Genomic DNA, 18,183 nt, shown 5'->3' on the forward strand with positions numbered 1-18,183 from the left:
CGCGGACGACGACGGGTAAGGGAGGGAGTGCCGAAGTCCGCGCGGAGGAGATCAGGCGGCCGACCGGTGCAGGTACTCGCCGTGGAGGCCGTTGAGGTAGGCCTCGGCGGCGCGGATCGAGCGGCGGGCGCGCTCCTCGGCGCTGACGGTCAGCGCGAGCGTGTCGGTCGGGATTTCCAGCGAGTAGGGCATTTCCGGCATTGCGTCGAGGATACCGCGCACGTCGATGCCGCCTTCGCCGAGGAAATTGCGTTCGCTGCGGGCGGTGTGGATGAGCCCTTCGACCGTCGTCGGGATCTCGGCCGGGGCGTCGCACACCTGGGCGAAATGGAACCACTCGGGCGGCAGCTTGCGTAGCTCCTCGACGCTGTCGCGGGCGCGGTCGAAGTGCAGCGTGTCGATGAGGACGCCCGCGTTCGGGCGATTCACCGCACGCACGACGGCAGCCGCCGCGGCGAGGTTCGGCGTCTCGGTCCAGCTCGGGTACTCGAGGTCGACGGTGAGCTTGTAGGGCGCCGCGAGGTCGCACAGGCGGCCGAAACGATCGGTCGCGCGTTCGCGGTTCGCGTCGGGGAGCTGGGCGAGGATGTGGCGGGCGCCGAGTTCGGCCGCGGCTTCCAGTACGGACACATAGGTCTCGGGCTCGATCTCCGCAGGCATGCGGCACAGCTCGATGTCGAGCACCTTCACGCCCGTTGCGGCGAGGCGCGCCTTGACCTCGTTCATCATCGCGCGGTCGTTCTGCAACGCGAAAACATGTTCGGTCGCGGTGACCGCCGTCAGGCGGAAGCTGACAAAGTCGTAGCCGGTCTTTGCGGCGATCTCGACCATTTCGACCGGGGACGTCGTCAGGACCGAGAGGTGGGCGAGAGAGAACTGGTGCGCCATGTCGGGACTACCTCCAATAGTAAATGCCGGAAGCGGCTGCACCGTTTTGCCGATAGTTGCATTAAAGCCTGCGTCGGCGATTTCTGCTGCGCCGGGGGCCACTTCCGGGGACCGAGCGAGCAGATCGGTACGGCCGATCAAATCTGTGATGATCAAAATATAGAACACGGTTGCGAGAAACGCAACGAAAGTTCGCTAAATTGGTCCGAGGAATGAAACCATATTGCGCCCGACGGATTTGCGCGTTGACAAAACATGAACGTAATTCTAAAGTGGAACGACGTTCAAGTTTTTAAGCGAGGTGCGGAGATGGCTGGAAGTCTTCTTGCCCGTGCGATGGGAGCGCTGGAGCTCCTCGCCGAGGAGTCGCGCGGATTGCCGCTGCAGGAGATCGCCGATCGCTTGGGGATGCCCAAGAGTGGGGCCCACCGCCTGCTGGCCGAGCTGATCCAGTTGCGCTACGTCGCGCAGGACGCGGATTCGGCACGCTATCTGCTCACGACGCGCCTGATGTCGCTCGGCTTCAAGCTGCTGGGCAACAGCGGCATCGTCGAGATCGTGCAGCCGGTGCTGAACCGGCTTGCGACCGTGAGCGGCGAGCTCGTGCGCCTCGCGGTCGTCGATAACGGACGTCTTCCGTTCATCGCCAAGGCGCAGGGGGCGCGCAGCGGCCTGCGCTTCGACCCCGACATGGGCGGCGAGGCGGCGCTGTACTGTTCGTCGAGCGGCATGATCTGGCTCGCGAGCCTGCCCGAGAACGAGGCGATCGAGCATGTCGTGCGCCAGGGCTTCACGCTGCCCGAGCAGCGCGGCGCCCGTGCCCCGAAGACGATCGCCGAGGTGATGGCCTTCGTCGCCGACGCGCGCGAGCGTGGCTACAGCCGTGCCATCGAGACCTGGGGGCCGGGCATGTCGTCGATGGCGGCAACGGTGCGCGATCCGCACAGCGGACGGGTCACTGGCGTCGTCAGCATCGCCGGGCCCACGGTACGCCTCACCGAAGAGGCGATGGAAAAGCTGGCGCCCGAACTCTTCGCCGCGGCCGAGGAGCTGTCCTCGGTCAGCGCGCTCTCCGAATACCTCAGAAGCATCAATCCGGCGGCGGCGCAGCCCGCGTCGGGCTCTCAACGCGCGGCCTGACGCGCCCCTCAAGCAATCGCAGCCAAGGCATCACTGGAGACATTCGAAAATGGATTTCAACCTTTCTTCCGAACAGAAAATGCTGGTCGAGACCGTGCGCCGCTTCGTCGAGAACGAAATGCTGCCGCTCGAAGACGAGATCGAGGAAACCGGCCGCCTCGCGCCGGAGAAGGCGCGCGCCCTGTTCGAGAAGTCGAGCGCGAACGGCATGTACGCGATGAACATCCCCGAGGAGTTCGGCGGCGGCGGGCTGTCGGCGGTCGACACGATGCTCGTCGAGGAGCAGTTCGGCCACGCGAAGGACATCCTGATTCGCCGCGCCTTCGGCAACGTGTATGAAGTGCTGCTGAAGTGCGACGCCGCCCAGCGCGAGCGCTGGCTGCTGCCGGCCGTGCGCGGCGAGCGCACCTGCTCGATCGCGATCACCGAGCCGAACGCCGGCTCGGACGCTGCGAGCATCAAGACGCGTGCGGTGACGGACGGCAAGGGCGGCTGGAAGATCACCGGCGGCAAGCACTTCATCAGCGACGGCGAGTTCTCGGACTTCTTCGTCGTCTCCGCGGTCACCGATCCCAACGCGGGCGCGAAGGGCATCTCGCTCTTCCTCGTCGACAAGGGCACGCCTGGCTTCATCATCGGCCGCGACCAGAAGATGATGGGCCTCACCGGCACGAGCCACGTCGAGCTCGCGTTCGATGAAGTGCCGGTCGGCCCGGAAAACCTCCTCGGCGGCGAGGGGCAGGGCTTCAAGCTGATCCTCGAGACACTCGGTCGCGTGCGTCTCGCCCAAGTGTGCGCCCGCGCCGTCGGCAAGTCGGTGCGCCTGCTGAACCTGATGATCTCGTATGCGCAGGAGCGCAAGCAGTTCGGCAAGCCGATCGGCGACTTCCAGCTGATCCAGCAGATGATCGCGGACAGCGTGGTCGAGATCAATGCGTCGCGCCTGTTGGTGCTGGACGCCGCCAGCGATATCGACAACGGCGTCGATGCCCGCGACAAGATCTCGATGGCCAAGTTTTACGTCGCCGAAGTGCTCGGCCGCGTTGCCGATCGCGCCGTGCAGGTGTACGGCGGCATGGGCTACTGCGCGGATCTGCCGATCGAGCGCATGTACCGCGACGCGCGCATCTACCGCATCTTCGACGGCACCTCGGAGATCCATCGCACGGTCGTCGCACGCAGCGCGATGAAGCATGGCGAAGCGCTGTACGGAACGATCTGATCGTCCGGTAGAGGAGAACAGCAATGGCAATCAATAAATTCATGAGCGCGGCCGAGGCCGTTGCGCTCGTCCGGGACGGCGATACCGTCGGCCTGATCGGCGGTGGTGGCGGCCTCGTCGAAGCCTCGTGCATTTTCGCGGCGCTCGAGAAGCGCTTCCTGGAAACGGCGCAGCCGCGCAATCTGACCGTGGTCCACGCCCTCGGCATCGGCGACAAGAAGACCAAGGGCATGAACTGCTTCGCCTACGAGGGCATGGTCAAGCGTGTGATCGGCGGCCACTGGGTGTGGTCGCCGCGCATGCAGGAGTTGGCGCGCGACGAGAAGATCGAAGCGTATGTGCTGCCGGGCGGTGTGATCGCGCAGCTCTTCCGCGAGATCGGCGCCGGTCGGCCGGGACTGCTGACCCATGTGGGGCTGGGCACCTTCGTCGACCCCCGCATCGACGGCGGCAAGATGAACAAGTCGGCGAAGGAAGATCTCGTCGAGGTCGTCGAACTCGGCGGCAAGGAATACCTGCGCTACAAGCCCTTCCCGGTGAACGTCGCGATCATTCGCGGCTCCTACGCCGACGCGCACGGCAACATCTGCATGGACCAGGAGCCGGCGAACCTCGACGCCTACGCGGTCGCGCTCGCCGCGCACAACTCCGGTGGCAAGGTGATCGCGCAGGTGCGCACGGCGGTGGACGTCGGCACGCTGCCGGCGCGCTCGGTGCGCATCCCCGGTGCGATCGTCGATGCCGTGGTCGTCGATCCCACGCAGTCGCAGAGCTACGACATCGTCTATGACCCGACGATCTCCGGCGAGCGCCGCGGCCCCGTCCCGCACGAGCCGCCCCAGCCGCTGTCGGTGCGCCAGGCCACGGCACGTCGGGCGGCGGAAGAGCTGCGCGACGGTGCAGTCATCAACTACGGCGTCGGCGTGCCCGACGCGGTCGCGAAGCTCGTCGCGGCACGCGGCGATCTCGACCGCTACTACCAGACCATCGAGCACGGCACGTACGGCGGCAATCTGCTCGACGGCATGCTGTTCGGCTTCGCGCGCAACGCCTCGGCGATGATCGATGCGCCCTCGCAGTTCGACTTCTACTCCGGCGGCGGGCTGGACATCGCCTTCCTCGGCTTCGGCGAGTTCGACCAGCACGGTAACGTGAACGCGTCCAAGCTCGGCGGCCTCACGGTCGGCCCCGGCGGCTTCATCGACATCGCGCAGAACGCACGCAAGGTGGTGTTCTGCGGCAACTTCGACACCAAGGGCTCGAAGCTCAACACGGGGCACGGCGAACTGCATGTCGAACGCAACGGCGACGTGTCGAAGGTCGTCGCCGAAGTAGACCAGATCACCTTCTCCGGTCCGCAGGCGGTCGTGCGCGGGCAGGAGGTGCTCTACATCACCGAACGTGCGGTGTTCCGCCTGACCAAGGACGGCGTCGTGCTCGAAGAGATCGCGCCGGGCGTCGACCTGCAGCGCGACATCCTCGACCGCATGGGTTTCAAGCCGCTGATGCCGCAGCCGCCGAAGGTCATGAGCGGCGAACACTTCAAGGAATAAGAGGAGATTCACGAATGAAAGTGCTGGTTCCGGTCAAGCGGGTTGCCGATTACAACATCAAGGTCCGCCCGAAGTCCGATGGGTCGGGCGTCGAGCTCGCGAACGTGAAGATGTCGATGAACCCATTCGACGAGATCGCCGTCGAGGAGGCAGTGCGGCTGAAGGAAGCAGGCGTGGCGACCGAGGTCGTCGCAGTGTCCTGCGGCAGCGCCGTATGTCAGGAAACGCTGCGCACGGCGCTCGCGATGGGCGCGGATCGCGCAATCCTCGTTGAAACGGACGTCGAATTGCAGTCGCTCGCGGTCGCGAAGCTGGTCAAGGTGGTCGCCGAGAAGGAAGGCGCGCAGCTCGTGATCTGCGGCAAGCAGGCGATCGACGACGACGCCAACCAGACCGCGCAAATGCTTGCGGCGCTGCTCGACTGGGGGCAGGCCACGTACGCATCGAAGGTGGTCGTCGCCGACGGCAGCATCGAGGTGACGCGCGAGGTCGACGGCGGCCTCGAGACCGTCCGGCTCGCGTTGCCGGCCGTCGTCAGCGCCGACCTGCGCCTGAACGAGCCGCGCTACGCGACGCTGCCCAACATCATGAAGGCGAAGAAGAAGCCACTCGACACGCTGAAAGCTTCCGAGCTAGGCGTCGACGTTTCGCCGCGCGTGCAGACGCTGTCGGTCTACACCCCGCCCGAGCGCAAGGGCGGCATCAAGGTCGGTTCGGTCGCCGAACTGGTGCAGAAGCTCAAGGACGAAGCCCGCGTGCTGTGACGCGCGAGGGAAACGCTCACAAGAGGATCCAGATGAAAAGCCTGATCATTGCAGAACAGACCGGTGGCCAACTGTCGCCGATGACCGGAAACCTCGTCGCCGCCGCATCGAAGATCGGTGGCGAGATCGACCTGCTGTTGGTGGGCGCGTGCGGCGTCGCCGCCGCGGCCGAATCGGCGCGCGCCTTTCCCGGCGTAACCCGCGTGCTGACGAGCGAGTCGGCCGAATACGCCGGCTTCACGGCCGAGAACGTCGCGCCGCTGGTGGTCCGGCTCGCCGGCAACGGCTACACCCATGTCCTCGCGATCGCTTCTGCCGCGGGCAAGAACCTGCTGCCGCGTGTCGCCGCGCTGCTCGACGTCGGCATGGTCAGTGAGATCGTCGAAGTCGTCGATGCGAACACTTTCGTGCGTCCGATCTACGCGGGCAGCCTGCTGGCGAAGGTGCGCTGCGCCGAACGCGTACGTGTGCTGTCGGTGCGCGCGACGGCCTTCCCGGCAGTGGCGGCGGGTGGCAGCGCGGCCCCGATCGAAGTGGTCGCTCCGAGCGGCGAGCGTGGCAAGTCGAAGGTGATCGGCCAGCAGCTCGCGCAATCGACCCGTCCCGAGCTGACGTCCGCCCGCATCATCGTCTCGGGCGGGCGCGGCTTGGGCTCGGCGGAGAATTTCGCCGGCACGATCGAGCCGCTCGCCGATACGCTCAAGGCCGCTGTCGGTGCCTCGCGCGCCGCGGTCGATTCGGGCTACGTGTCGAACGAACTGCAGGTCGGCCAGACCGGCAAGATCGTCGCTCCGGAGCTTTACGTTGCCGTCGGTATCTCCGGCGCGATCCAGCACCTCGCGGGAATGAAGGACAGCAAGGTCATCGTCGCGATCAACAAGGACGAAGAAGCGCCGATCTTCCAGATTGCCGACTACGGTCTCGTCGGCGACCTGTTCCAGCTCGTGCCCGAGTTGTCGCGGGCGATCGCTTCCGCATGATGTAGCGGGAGGGGGCGGGCGAATGGCATATCCTGCCGCTCCGCCCCCGATTAGACGTTCGGGCATTCGCACAGACGACGGGGCGCGGAGTCGTGAGGGACATTGCCCCTGCATGCGCGGGACCGCATGGACATGGTAGCTGGCTCCGCGCGGTTACAATCCGGCCGCAACCATAACAACATCCCACGGTTCGGCGGTTTCCATCCGTCCCGCGGCTCCCGACAGGATTCTCCCCGCATGAACGCCCCCGCCGCCCACCATCCGATACGCGGCATCCTCTACCTGATGGGCGCGCTCGCGCTTTTCGCGCTGCTCGACACGGTCTCCAAGACGCTCGCCGCGCGCCATCCCGTCGCCGTCGTGGTCTGGGGGCGTTACTTCGCGCACTTCCTGATCACGCTGGTGGTGTTCCTCCCGCGTTACGGCACGAGTCTTTTCAAGAGCGCCCGGCCCGGCCTGCAGCTTGTGCGCGGGCTCACGCTCGTCGGCACGACCGGAGCCGTCGTCGCCGCGTTCCAGCACATGCCGCTCGCCGAAGTCACGGCGCTCGTGTTCGTCACGCCCTTTCTCGTGACGATCCTCGCGGTGAGCTTTCTCGGCGAGAAGATGCCCGCCTGGCGCTGGATTCCGGTCATCGTCGGCTTCTCGGGGGTGCTGCTGATCGCCCGCCCGTCCGGCAATGCCTTCAACATCGGTGTGGTGTTCGTCCTGCTCGGGGCGGTGTGCTACGCGGTTTACCAGGTGCTGACGCGCAAGCTGAGCGCCGTCGACCGCTCCGTGACCCAGCTTTCCTACACCGCCCTCATCGGCGCCGCGACCATGTGCGTGCTGGTGCCCAGGTACTGGGTGCCCGGCGCGCTGGACCTGCGCGACTGGCTGCTGACCGGTTCGCTCGGCGTGCTCGCCGCGAGCGGCCACCTGCTGATGATCATGGCGCTGCGCGCCGCGCCGGCGACGACGCTGAGTCCCTTCACCTACGCGCAACTGGTGTGGGCGACGCTGCTGGGGTGGCTGGTATTCGGGGATTTTCCGGACGGACTGTCGCTCGCGGGGATGGGGATCATCGTCGCGTCGGGCGTGGTCGTCGCGTATTCGGAGCGCTTCGGAAAGAGCGGATGACACCGCACTCGCCAGCCGCCAACTGGCAGTGGTCGGTCAAAGTTGCCGACTGACGCTGGTATCGGCGAGCGGCCGCTTGAAAATCCAGTTGCGGTTCGTTGCTGCGTCGGGTGCTTTCACGAGTTCCCACCCCAAAGCACCGAGCCGGTTCAACTCGGTTACCACTACATTGGAATACGCATTCAGCCGTTCGCGTTCCCTGCTCCCGAAAGAGCGGGCAATGTCTTCGGCCATATCATGCAGGTCGCTGCGGACCAGGTATTCGAAGTGCTGCATCGGACCGTGCTCCTGACGGAATTGCAGGCATCGACTGTGGCGAAATACGCGCAAGCCTTGCCCGCACGCCCGATCAATGGGGAATCAGCGGCACATGATCGTTGGCGTGCTTCTTGGCGTGCTTCGCGTCCCGCTTTTCCTTGGCATTCATGAGAGGTTGTTTCTTCTCTTCCTTATTGCCTTGCCTTTGTTTGCCCATGATTTTGCTCCTTGCAAGCATCGACGAAAGCGTCAATACAAATTCAGTATAGGCTTATTCGCGTTCGGGTGATGGCGATGTCGTGAGGGGCGTCGATCTTCTTCAGGCGCCGGTAAGACGCCGCCAGGTGATGCAGCGATTGTTGGCCGGCATTTCAGCATCTTCGATCATGACCAATCCCGCGTTGTGCGCCAAGGCATCGACGGCCTCGATGTCGCGGATGCCGCGTCGCGGGTCGTCCAGCTTCAGGGCGGCGTCGAACTGCGCGTTGCTCGCGCTGGTGAAACGGCCGCCGTAGTTGAACGGGCCATAGCAGCAGAACAGCGCGCCGGACGTCATGAGGGAGGGGAGCAGGGCGAAGAGGCGTTCGACTTCGGGCCAGCTCATGATGTGCAGGGTGTTGGCACTGAAGATCGCGTCATAGCGCCGGGGCGACGCGAAAGGCACGTTGACGTCCAGCGCGACGGGTTCGGGCGTGTTGGGCAGTTGCGCCTCAGCCAGCCACAGGCGGATTCCGGGCAGATACTGGGGTTGCTCGGATGTCTGCCAGCTCAGGTGGGGCAGGGCAGCGGCGAAGTGGATGGCATGCTGGCCGGTTCCGCTGCCGATTTCGAGAACGTGATGGCGGTCGGCGAAGTGCCGCCGCAGTACGCCGAGGATGGGCTCGCGGTTGCGTTCGGTGGCCGGTGCGTGAGGTTTGTCCATCGTCGTGGTGGCGGTCCAGGCAAATGAGGCGGGCGGCGCCGGCTCAGGGTTTGCGAAACGGGAGATGGCTCCTGGCGTCGTCATGATAGGCGGCAATGCCCAGCTTCTGGCGTTCGAGATGCGGGGCGATAACGCGTCGCATTTCCGGATCGGGGATCCAGTGCGCCGAGCGGACGATCTGCGGCGTGAAGCCGCGGGCGATCTTGTGTTCGCCGCCGGCGCCCGGTTCGAAGCGGGTCAGGCCGTGGCGCAGGCAGTAGTCGATGCCGCGATAGAAGCACAGTTCGAAATGCAGGCTGTCGACCTGGCGTCGCGCGCCCCAGTAGCGGCCGAACAGGGTGTCGTCGCTGCGAAAGCACAGCGACAGCGCGACCGTTTCGTCGCCGTCGCTGGCCGTGAACACGACCATGCGGTCACCCAGCGTGGTCGCCAGTTCGGCGAAACATTCGGGGCTGAAGGCGGCGTAATTGCCGAAGCGGTCGAAGGTCGATTTGTACAGTGCGTGCAGGACGGGCCATTCATCCCGATCGATTTCGTCACCGTGCCGCACGGCGATGCGCAGCCCCGATTCGGCCGCTCGGCGCCGCTCGGCACGCACCTTCCGCCGTTTCTCGGCCGAGAAGGATTGCAGGAAGCCGTCGAAATCGCCGAATCCGGCGTCGGACCACTGATATTGCACGTCGTGGCTCACGAGCAGTCCGCTGGCCGCGACGGCGTCGATGTCCGCGGAAGAGGCCAGCGCGACGTGCCACGTCGAAAACCCGTTGCCGGCGACGATGCCCTGCGCGGCCGTGATCAGCGCGTCGCACACCGCTGAACGGTCGCTGGCCACCGGCGCGATCAGGAGTCGCGGCCCGGCAACCGGCGTGTAGGGCAGGCCGGACACCAGGCGCGGGTAATAGCGGTGGCCGAAGCGCTCCCACACCGCTTTCCAGCTCCAGTCATAGATGAAGTCGCCGTGCGAGTGCCCCTTCAGGTAGAGCGGGAGCAGGCCGACGATCTTGCCGTTTTCGCTCGCCACGAGGTGCAGGGGCTGCCAGCCGGCATCGGGCACGGCGACACCGTGTTCCTCGACGATGCGCAGGAAGTCGCCGTTCAGGAAGGGGTGCCCCGGTGCGCACAGGGCGGTCCAGGCTTCGCGAGGAATGTCGGCAGCGCCGTCTGAGATGCGGATCGTCAGTTTGCTCATGCGTGAGGCTGCCGGATTGCAGTTGTGGGCGGGCCTGTTGGACAGCCGCGCCAGCAATCGTTCAGGGCGCTGCGTCATCCGAGCATACGGTGGCTGATGCCCAGGCGACCGCAGGAACGACGGCGCAGCACTCGGGTGCCGGACGTACGCAGCCCCGATACGCGTGGTGTGCCCCCTTGTCGTATGATCGGCCAATGCAGATCTTTCGCGTCGCCCTGAACCGCCTCGTGCAGGAATCCCACGACTTCGATGCCGTCGTCGCGATCGACGTGCTCCGTTCCTTTTCGACGGCCGCGTACGCCTTCGCGGCGGGCGCATCGGAGATCCATCCGGTCGGGACGGCCGCCGAGGCCGAGCTGCTGCTCGATCGGTTGCCCGATGCGCTGACGGTCGGGGCCTTGCCCGGTGGGCGCCCGATGCCCGGTTTCGACCTCGGGAATTCGCCCTCGCGGTTGCACGACCTGAAGCTCGCCGGACGGCCGGTGATCCTGTCGACGGCGGCGGGCGTACAGGCGTTGCTGCGCTTTCGCAGCGCTCCGCGGCTGTTTGCGGCGAGCCTCGTGTGTGCCGGCGCGACCTTGCGTGCGCTGCGTGCGGTTGCGCCAAAACGGGTTGCGCTGATCACGACCGGCGAATGGATCGATCGCGATGGCGATGAGGACATCGCCTGCGCGGATTACCTCGCGGCCGGCCTTCAGGATGAATCGATCGACCGCGAAGCGCTGGCTCGGCGCGTGCGCGACTCCGACTTCGGTCGGCGCTTCGTCGCTGGCACGGACCCGGCGCTGCCGTTGGCCGACCTGGAGTTGTGTGCACTGGTCGATCGTTTCGATTTCGCGATGCCGGTGACGCGGGGACGCTACGGTCTGGTGATGCGTCCGCTTCCCGAACGCAGCTGAGTCGTTGCGCCGGGCGGTCGCTTCACATGGCGACCGTTTCTCTATTGCCCGCGCTTGCGGCGGACGGTCACAGTCTCGCCGCCGATTCCCCAGTTGTCCGTGTCGACCTCGTCGATGACCACGACCGTGGTCTGGGGATTCTTGCCGAGGACGTTCTGCAGCAAGCGTGTGACGCCGCTGATCAGTTCGGCTTTCTGATCTGGGGTGGCGCCTTCGCGGGTGATCTTGATATTTACGTAAGGCATGTGGGTCTTCCGCTGCGTGGGGTCGGTACGGTGGGCAGGTTAACGGCGGGATAAAATCACGTAAAGTGAATTAATATGATGTGATGTATCTCGACGAGGGATGGTTGAGTTGGTGTTTCGTGCTTCCCGCCCGCCCGTGAGCGTCGAGCCGTGCAAGATCGATCGATGGGGTATCCCTATCTGGTCGAGGCGTGAGACCCTCCACTCTTTGTTGTCCGGAACACATTAATTGGAAGAGAACTTCTTCATCGATCCCGAGGCCGTCGTGCCCGCGGAGGACGATGCCGAGAGCGACGACGAACTGCTGGACGTCGCGCGCGAACTTCATCTCTGGCTGCAGAGCTTCAATGCGCGCCTCGTGCACAACGAGGGGGCGGTCGCGATCGAGGTGGCCGGCGAGGTCGAGGCCGGCGGGCGGCGTTATCCCTTCCGGCTCGTGCCGGAGCGCTGCGTGCTGGCACGGGTGCAGAAGTGGCGCAAGCTGCCCGAGGAGAAGCATCTCGCGCTGGTGCGCGAGCGGCTGCACATGGCATCGGTGGCCGAGTTCGAGGCCGACGTGCGCGCCTTCGTCACCGGCGTGCTGAAACGGGCCCAGGCCGAAGGGCTGGACGGTGCGCGCTTCCTGAGTGCGCTGGAAACCGGCAAGGAACTGGCGAGCCGGCGCTTTCGCATCGTCGAGGACCGGCTCGCCGAGGCGGCCGTGCGCCGCCGGACGGAGACGCTCGCGGAGGCTGCGCGCGATACGGTCAAGCTGACGCGCTATCCGGAATCCTTCGAGACGGCGTTCATGATGCGGCGCCGCTTCGTCGCGATCCTCGGGCCGACGAATTCCGGCAAGACGCATCAGGCGATGGAGGCGCTGGCGCAGGCAGCGACCGGCGTGTACCTGGCGCCGCTGCGCCTGTTGGCGCTGGAAAACTACGAGCGCCTCGCCGATCGCGGCGTCGCGGTGAGCCTCGTGACCGGCGAGGAGCGGCGCATCACCCCCGGCGCGACCCACGTCGCGAGCACCATCGAGATGCTCGATACGTCGCGCCCGGTCGAGGTCGCGGTGATCGACGAGATCCAGATGCTGGAAGACCTCGAACGCGGCTCGGCGTGGACCGCCGCGGTGTGCGGGGCCGCTGCGAAGACGGTGTTCCTGCTCGGCGCGCTGTCGGCGCGCCCGGCGGTGGAGGCACTTGCAGAGCGCCTCGGCTGCGAGCTGGAGGTGCGCACGCTGGAACGCAAATCGCCGCTGGAAATGGCGCCGCGTCCGGTGAGCAGTATCGGGAAGCTGCGCCGCGGCGACGCGGTGATCGCGTTCTCGCGCCGCGACGTGCTGAACTGGGCCACCAATATCGCGGAGGCCGGGTTCCGCGTCGCGACGATCTACGGCAACCTCTCGCCGGAGGTGCGACGAGCGCAGGCGCAGCGTTTCCGCGACGGCGAGGCCGACATCGTCGTTGCGACCGACGCAATCGGCATGGGCCTCAACCTCCCGGTGGCGCGCGTCGTGTTCTCCACCGCAAAGAAGTTCGACGGTATCTCCGAGGACATTCTGCCGCCTTGGCTCACGCACCAGATCGCCGGGCGGGCAGGGCGCTTCGGCCTGCACGAGGCGGGCCTCGTCGCGGGCTTCGACGACCATACGCACCGCATCGTCGGCCGCCTGATGCGTACGGCTGCCGAGCCGTTGTCGAGCCGGGGCTTCTACGTGACGCCCTCGCTGCACCACCTGAAGAGCATCTCGGCTGCGACCGGCGAGCGCTCGCTCGCGCGCCTGCTCGAACTGTTCTCGCGCAACATCGACCTCACCGACGATTTCTTCCTGCCGGGTGACATGACCGAGCAGATCGAACGAGCGCGCTGGCTGGACGCGCTGCCGCTGTCGCTGGAACATCGCTTCACGCTGTCGCTCGTGCCGGTGTCGACGCGCGTCGAATCGCTCAATCAGGCGTGGCAGGAATGGGCACGTGCATTGTCGAAGGAGCGTACGTCGCACCTCTCGATCGAACCGGTGGGTACCGGGCGCTATGCGCTGCAGGCGGCCGAGGATACCTGCAAGAAGTACTCCGCGTACGCGTGGCTGGGCTATCGCCTGTCGGACTATTACCCCGATGCGGAGGTAGCCGTCGCGCTCGCGCGCAGCATGTCGGAGACGGTCGACGAGATGCTCGCGCGCCAGCATGGGCGGCGGCGCGATTCGAGAAGCCGGAACAGCGGCCGGGGCAAGCCTCGCAGGGATGGTGCAGCGCAGCGTCAATCGGCTGGCCGCCGCAATGGGCGGTGATTTCTTCTTAGCTGCAGTGCACAATAGAACATGATTCTATAGTTAAGTTGCGCTGCATGCAATAAAGTTCTATTATTCGCTCATTCGCGGCGGATCCCGGTCCGCCTTTCATGATCGAGAGTGGAGATCCCGATGGCCAGCATCACGGAACACGAACCCCACGGAGAACACCAGACGAAGAAGGCGACGGCCAGCGGCTGGATCGGCTCGGTGCTGGAGTATTACGACTTCTTCATCTACGCGACGGCCGCATCGCTGATCTTCCCGCAGATCTTCTTCCCGGCCGCGGATCCCAAGGTCGCGATCGTCGCGTCGCTTGCCACCTATGGTGTCGGTTACGTCGCCAGGCCGATCGGCGCTTTCTTCCTCGGCCACTGGGGCGACACCCACGGCCGCAAGCAGGTCCTGCTGTTGTGCATGTTCCTGATGGGCATCTCGACGGTGGCCGTGGGTTTGCTGCCGACCTACGAGCAGGTCGGTCTCCTCGCCCCGGCGCTGCTGGTCGTGCTGCGCCTGATCCAGGGTTTCGCGGTCGCGGGCGAGATCTCGGGCGCGAGTTCGATGATCCTCGAGCATGCGCCTTTCGGTCGCCGCGGCTATTACGCGAGCTTCACGCTGCAGGGCGTGCAGGCGGGGCAGGTGCTTGCCGCCGCCGTGTTCCTGCCGCTCGCGCATTATCTGCCGACGGAGGATTTCAACTCCTGGGGTTGGCGGATTCCCTTCCTGTTGAGCTTCATCGTCATCGTCGCCGGCTACTACATCCGCCGCGAGGTCAAGGAAACGCCGGCCTTCGCGGAGGAGAGCGAGCACGGAGAAGTGCCCAAGGCACCGGTCATCCAGGCGATCACGAATAGCTGGCGGGACATGCTGCGCGTGGTGTGCATGGCGCTGATGAATGTCATTCCGGTGGTCACGACCGTGTTCGGCGCGGCCTACGCGGTGCAGGCGGGCTACGGAATCCGCTTCGACAAGGACGTGTACCTGTGGATTCCGGTCCTCGGCAACTGCCTCGCGGTGATCGTGATCCCGTTCGTCGGCAAGCTCTCCGACCGCGTCGGCCGCCGCCCGCCGATCATCTTTGGAGCACTGGCCTCCGGGCTGCTGTCCTTTGGCTACCTCTACGCGATCAGCATCCATAACGTGCCGCTCGCGATCGCGATGTCCCTGCTGATGTGGGGCGTGGTTTATCAGGGTTACAACGCGGTGTATCCGAGCTTCTATCCCGAGCTCTTCCCGACGCGTACCCGCGTTTCCGCAATGGCGATCTCGCAGAACCTCGGCACGCTCGTCACGGCGATGCTGCCGATGGTCTTCGCCGCGGTCGCGCCTCCGGGATCGACCAACATCCCGATGGTGGTCGGCAGCATCACTCTCGCGGTGACGGTGGTGGCGGCGCTGGCCGCGTGGAGCGCGCGCGAAACCTACCGGGTGCACCTGAACGACCTTGGCCAGCCGGATGCAGTGCCGATGGACAAGGACGAATACGATCAGCTCTCCGCGCAAAGCCTCGCGGCCGCCAGGCAGGCTGCGTAAGGGGTTGTCCGATTCCGGGGGAGGCCGTTGCGGTCTCCCCTTTTTCGTCGAAGCGGGGCGGAGTGTGCAGCGCCGGACGGGGCCTCAAACCGGCGTCGTGCTCTCCGCTGCCCGTTCTTCGAGCAGCTTCACCAGGCTGTACAGCACGCGGTTGACCGGCGTCGCGACGCCCAGCGCCTTGCCGCGGCGCAGTACGAAGCCGTTCAGGTGGTCGATTTCGCTGCGCTTGCCGCGTGCGAGATCCTGCGCCGTGGAGGAGAACTGCGACGGCATCGTCTGCGCGATCCGCTGTACCGCTGCCCAGCAGTCGCCGGGCACCGTGATGCCCTCCGCCCACGCCAGGTCGAGGCATTCCTGCACGGCGTCGCGCATGACGTCCTCGACGGCATCCCCGGCAACGAGCCGGCCGTAGGGTAGCTGCGTGATCGCCGACAGGGCGTTGTACGCGCAGTTGAGGATCAGCTTGGCCCACAGGGCGCCGACGACGTTGTCGGAAACTTCGACGGGTATTCCGGCCGTGGTAAAGAGCTCGACGAGGCGGCCGGATGCGTCCGACGGGCCGATCACGAGTTCGCCCCGGCCGTGGTGCTTCACGTGGCCCGGGCCTGCCATCTCGGTGGCGACATAGACCACCGCGGCGCCGACCTCGCGGCCCAGCAGCGCCTGCAGCCGTTCGGCATTGTCGACGCCGTTCTGCAGGCTCAGCACGATCGCCTCGGGGGCCAGGTGCGGCGCCATCGCGATGGCGGCGTCTGCAGTGTCGGTCGACTTCACGCAGCACAGCACGAGCTGCGCGCCGCGCACGCCCTCCGCGCCGGTGCTGGCCCGCACCGGCACGCGTTCCTGGAAGTCGCGCGTGTCGAGGAGGAGTCCGTCGCGCGTCACGGCGTCCACGTGCATCGGGCGCCCGACCAGGACAACCTCGTGGCCGGCGCGCGCGAGCATGCCGCCGTAGTAGCAGCCGACCGCGCCGGCTCCCATCACTGCAATCCTCATGAGCATCTCTCCGTTGTGTCGGTGGCGGTCGCGGAACGCGCGCCCGTGGGACGGCGCTCCGCGGCAAGGTGGACATGTTAGCTCCATGCCGTGCGGGGGGCACGAACCGACTGTTCGTGGCGAGACGCTAGCGGGGTCCGTGGCGAAAGCTGCATCGGCGCGTGCGGTGGATGCGGGGGATCAGGCCTGGCAGCGGCTGCCGGAGCCGACTCCCGCCTTGCCGCGCGGCGCTTTTTTGAATGAGGAAAAGTGTTGCGTGCAGCAGAATCGTGTTTTAAAGTTGTGCCGGTTACAAATCGTGAATCCAGACAACAAGGAGACGCCATGACCGACCGTTATGCCGCGATCGGCGAGCCCGAGCGGTTCGGGTTTGCGGCCGGACGTCGGCCCCGTCATCGACATGTTCCGCAGCGCCTGACGTGGCCGGGGACGCACGCGTGACCGATACGCATGTTTACCGCACGCGCGTGCTCGGCCCCTTGCTGATGTGTCTGGCCTGCCTGTGCTTTGCCGCGCTCGACACGCTGATCAAGTATCTGTCGCACCGCCTGCCGCTCACCGAAGTGATCTGGGTGCGCTATGCGGTGCAGACGATCGCCATCGCGATCCTCTTCGTGCCGACGATGAAGGGGCGCATCCTGCGCACCTCCAATCCGCGGCTGCAGGCGCTTCGCGGCATGTGCCTGCTCGGCGCGAGCCTGTTCGTGATCAACGGGCTGTCGCGTCTGCCGCTCACCGAGACGACGGCCGTCCTCTTTCTTGCACCGCTGATCATCACGCTGCTTTCGGGGCCGGTGCTGGGCGAGCGCATCAAGCCGGTCGACTGGTTCGCGGTGATGCTCGGCTTCGCGGGCGTGCTGATCATCGTGCGTCCGGGCGGAGGGCTGTTGACCTGGGCGATCCTGTTCCCGGTCGGCACGGCCTGCTGCAATGCCGTGTACCAGATGGTGACGCGCTCCTTCCACAGTGCGGAGCATCCCGTGACGACCAACCTCTACACCGGATTGGTCGGGGTGCTCGTTCTCGCGCCGTTGATGCCTTTCGTGTGGCAGTGGCCCACCGCGGAACAATGGGGCGTGCTCGTGCTCGCCGGACTCGTCGGCGGACTCGCGCACTACATCATCACCAAGGCGCTGGAATGTTCCAGCGCGGCGGCGCTCGGGCCGTACGGCTACACCCAGCTGGTGTGGGCGGCGCTGCTCGGATTCCTTGTGTTCGGGGCTTTGCCGGACGTGGTCACCTGGTTGGGCATCGCGGTGATCGCGAGCAGCGGGCTGCTGCTGTCGATCTATCATCTGGTGGCCGCCAGGCGAAGCTGAGGTTTCAAGGTGTTTCTCCTCGCGCAGCGAATGCGCTTAGAACCCGCTCGTGCGGGTTCCTTTTTATAAGGGTGCTTAATTTTAAGAACAGGATTCTGAATAGAAGTTGCGTACAACAGAATTACGTTCTATAGTTGCTGAAAGTCAGCCTACGCGATGTACGCGCGTCTCAAGAACAAGGCAGCAAGTCCGAACGGTCCCGAAGAGGCCGAAGGCATCCCGACGGAAAGCGCGACGTTGGATGACAGTTTGCACACGATGTCCTGGAGGAGAAGTCGATGAGTTCGCCTGATAGTCCCGTATCCGTCGTCACGAAAATCGTGGACGGGTACTTTCGGTTCCTGAAGTTCGTGACTGCGCTGTGTCTGGCAATCATGGTCGTGCTGGTGTTCGGGAACGTGTTCCTGCGCTATGCGTTCAACAGCGGCATCTCGGTCTCCGAGGAAGTGTCGCGCTGGTTTTTCGTGTGGATGACCTTCCTCGGCGCCCTGGTCGCGATGCGCGAGCACGGGCACCTCGGCGTGGACGCGTTCGTGATGCGCCTGTCGCCGCTGGGCAAACGCGTGTGCCTGATCATCGGGCAGGCGCTGGTCGCCTACGTCTGCTGGCTGTTGCTGGTCGGCAGCTGGGATCAGACGGTCATCAACCTCGACGTGAAGGCGCCGACTTCCGGCTGGTCCATGGGCTGGTTCTACGGCATCGGGGTCGTGTTCGCGATCACGGGCGGGCTGATCACCCTGCACAACCTCTATCGCGCGCTGTTCTGCAAGCTGGCCGAGCACGAACTCGTGCAGGTCAAGGAATCCGAGGAAATCCACGGCGAACACGCCGACACCCAGGGCGAGCCTGCGCTGCGTGCGGTGGCGGGCGGCAAGCACTGAGAC

Annotated in this window: 17 protein-coding genes and 1 pseudogene; 11 read left to right on the top strand and 7 right to left on the bottom strand. The window is 65.7% G+C overall.

Going from position 1 to position 18,183, the window contains the following annotated elements; genetic code table 11:
- Positions 1 to 51: 51 nt before the first annotated feature.
- Positions 52 to 888 (bottom strand): sugar phosphate isomerase/epimerase family protein, encoded by an 837-nt coding sequence (locus tag BW991_RS09575; RefSeq protein ID WP_076601868.1) that lies wholly within the window; start codon positions 886 to 888, stop codon positions 52 to 54.
- Between the two features lie 309 nt (positions 889 to 1,197).
- Between BW991_RS09575 and BW991_RS09580 the strand changes: the two genes are divergently transcribed.
- The 6 genes from BW991_RS09580 to BW991_RS09605 all read left to right on the top strand — a co-directional run bounded on the left by BW991_RS09580 (position 1,198) and on the right by BW991_RS09605 (position 7,666).
- The gene (locus BW991_RS09580) at positions 1,198 to 2,028 is read left to right on the top strand and encodes an IclR family transcriptional regulator (protein ID WP_076601869.1); all 831 of its coding nucleotides are present in this window, start codon (positions 1,198 to 1,200) and stop codon (positions 2,026 to 2,028) included.
- A 49-nt stretch (positions 2,029 to 2,077) separates the two neighbouring features.
- Positions 2,078 to 3,250: an acyl-CoA dehydrogenase family protein gene (locus BW991_RS09585; protein ID WP_076601870.1), complete on the top strand. Its 1,173-nt coding sequence runs from the start codon at positions 2,078 to 2,080 to the stop codon at positions 3,248 to 3,250.
- 23 nt (positions 3,251 to 3,273) lie between these two features.
- Positions 3,274 to 4,803, top strand: coding sequence for an acyl CoA:acetate/3-ketoacid CoA transferase (locus tag BW991_RS09590; RefSeq protein ID WP_076601871.1), 1,530 nt, complete (start codon positions 3,274 to 3,276; stop codon positions 4,801 to 4,803).
- A 14-nt stretch (positions 4,804 to 4,817) separates the two neighbouring features.
- The gene (locus BW991_RS09595) at positions 4,818 to 5,567 is read left to right on the top strand and encodes an electron transfer flavoprotein subunit beta/FixA family protein (RefSeq protein WP_076601872.1); all 750 of its coding nucleotides are present in this window, start codon (positions 4,818 to 4,820) and stop codon (positions 5,565 to 5,567) included.
- A gap of 32 nt (positions 5,568 to 5,599) precedes the next feature.
- Positions 5,600 to 6,547 (top strand): electron transfer flavoprotein subunit alpha/FixB family protein, encoded by a 948-nt coding sequence (locus BW991_RS09600; protein ID WP_076601873.1) that lies wholly within the window; start codon positions 5,600 to 5,602, stop codon positions 6,545 to 6,547.
- A gap of 237 nt (positions 6,548 to 6,784) precedes the next feature.
- Positions 6,785 to 7,666 carry a DMT family transporter gene (locus BW991_RS09605; protein WP_076601874.1) on the top strand — a complete coding sequence of 294 codons (882 nt, stop codon included), beginning with the start codon at positions 6,785 to 6,787 and terminating at the stop codon, positions 7,664 to 7,666.
- Positions 7,667 to 7,702: 36 nt separating this feature from the next.
- On the opposite strand, the gene BW991_RS09610 is transcribed toward BW991_RS09605, so the two are convergent.
- The 4 genes from BW991_RS09610 to BW991_RS09620 all read right to left on the bottom strand — a co-directional run bounded on the left by BW991_RS09610 (position 7,703) and on the right by BW991_RS09620 (position 10,035).
- Positions 7,703 to 7,942 carry a hypothetical protein gene (locus BW991_RS09610; RefSeq protein WP_076601875.1) on the bottom strand — a complete coding sequence of 80 codons (240 nt, stop codon included), beginning with the start codon at positions 7,940 to 7,942 and terminating at the stop codon, positions 7,703 to 7,705.
- A 73-nt stretch (positions 7,943 to 8,015) separates the two neighbouring features.
- Entirely contained in the window at positions 8,016 to 8,141 is a 126-nt protein-coding gene (locus BW991_RS24340; protein WP_256222875.1) for a hypothetical protein, read from the bottom strand.
- Positions 8,142 to 8,243: 102 nt separating this feature from the next.
- Positions 8,244 to 8,930, bottom strand: coding sequence for a DUF938 domain-containing protein (locus tag BW991_RS09615; protein WP_244551656.1), 687 nt, complete (start codon positions 8,928 to 8,930; stop codon positions 8,244 to 8,246).
- Positions 8,890 to 10,035 carry a GNAT family N-acetyltransferase gene (locus BW991_RS09620; protein WP_076601877.1) on the bottom strand — a complete coding sequence of 382 codons (1,146 nt, stop codon included), beginning with the start codon at positions 10,033 to 10,035 and terminating at the stop codon, positions 8,890 to 8,892. The genes BW991_RS09615 and BW991_RS09620 overlap by 41 nt, the downstream gene beginning before the upstream one ends.
- A gap of 194 nt (positions 10,036 to 10,229) precedes the next feature.
- Between BW991_RS09620 and BW991_RS09625 the strand changes: the two genes are divergently transcribed.
- Positions 10,230 to 10,934 carry a 2-phosphosulfolactate phosphatase gene (locus tag BW991_RS09625; protein ID WP_076601878.1) on the top strand — a complete coding sequence of 235 codons (705 nt, stop codon included), beginning with the start codon at positions 10,230 to 10,232 and terminating at the stop codon, positions 10,932 to 10,934.
- Between the two features lie 41 nt (positions 10,935 to 10,975).
- On the opposite strand, the pseudogene BW991_RS09630 reads toward BW991_RS09625, so the two are convergent.
- Positions 10,976 to 11,182: pseudogene (locus tag BW991_RS09630) on the bottom strand (tautomerase family protein); the annotation flags it as partial.
- A gap of 226 nt (positions 11,183 to 11,408) precedes the next feature.
- On the opposite strand from BW991_RS09630, the gene BW991_RS09635 reads away from it, so the two are divergent.
- On the top strand, positions 11,409 to 13,451 hold the full coding sequence (locus BW991_RS09635; RefSeq protein ID WP_084205030.1) for a helicase-related protein: 2,043 nt from the start codon (positions 11,409 to 11,411) through the stop codon (positions 13,449 to 13,451).
- Between the two features lie 132 nt (positions 13,452 to 13,583).
- Positions 13,584 to 14,984, top strand: a complete 1,401-nt coding sequence (locus BW991_RS09640) for an MFS transporter (RefSeq protein WP_076601880.1) — start codon at positions 13,584 to 13,586, stop codon at positions 14,982 to 14,984.
- An 84-nt stretch (positions 14,985 to 15,068) separates the two neighbouring features.
- Here BW991_RS09640 and BW991_RS09645 read toward each other — a convergent pair whose 3' ends face one another.
- Positions 15,069 to 15,980 (bottom strand): ketopantoate reductase family protein, encoded by a 912-nt coding sequence (locus BW991_RS09645; RefSeq protein WP_076601881.1) that lies wholly within the window; start codon positions 15,978 to 15,980, stop codon positions 15,069 to 15,071.
- A gap of 437 nt (positions 15,981 to 16,417) precedes the next feature.
- Between BW991_RS09645 and BW991_RS09650 the strand changes: the two genes are divergently transcribed.
- Positions 16,418 to 17,299 (top strand): DMT family transporter, encoded by an 882-nt coding sequence (locus tag BW991_RS09650; protein ID WP_139335911.1) that lies wholly within the window; start codon positions 16,418 to 16,420, stop codon positions 17,297 to 17,299.
- A 278-nt stretch (positions 17,300 to 17,577) separates the two neighbouring features.
- Entirely contained in the window at positions 17,578 to 18,180 is a 603-nt protein-coding gene (locus BW991_RS09655; RefSeq protein ID WP_076601882.1) for a TRAP transporter small permease, read from the top strand.
- Positions 18,181 to 18,183: the final 3 nt, after the last annotated feature.

It is taken from the genome of Aromatoleum tolulyticum, assembly GCF_900156155.1.
Taxonomy (GTDB): Bacteria; Pseudomonadota; Gammaproteobacteria; order Burkholderiales; family Rhodocyclaceae; genus Aromatoleum; species Aromatoleum tolulyticum.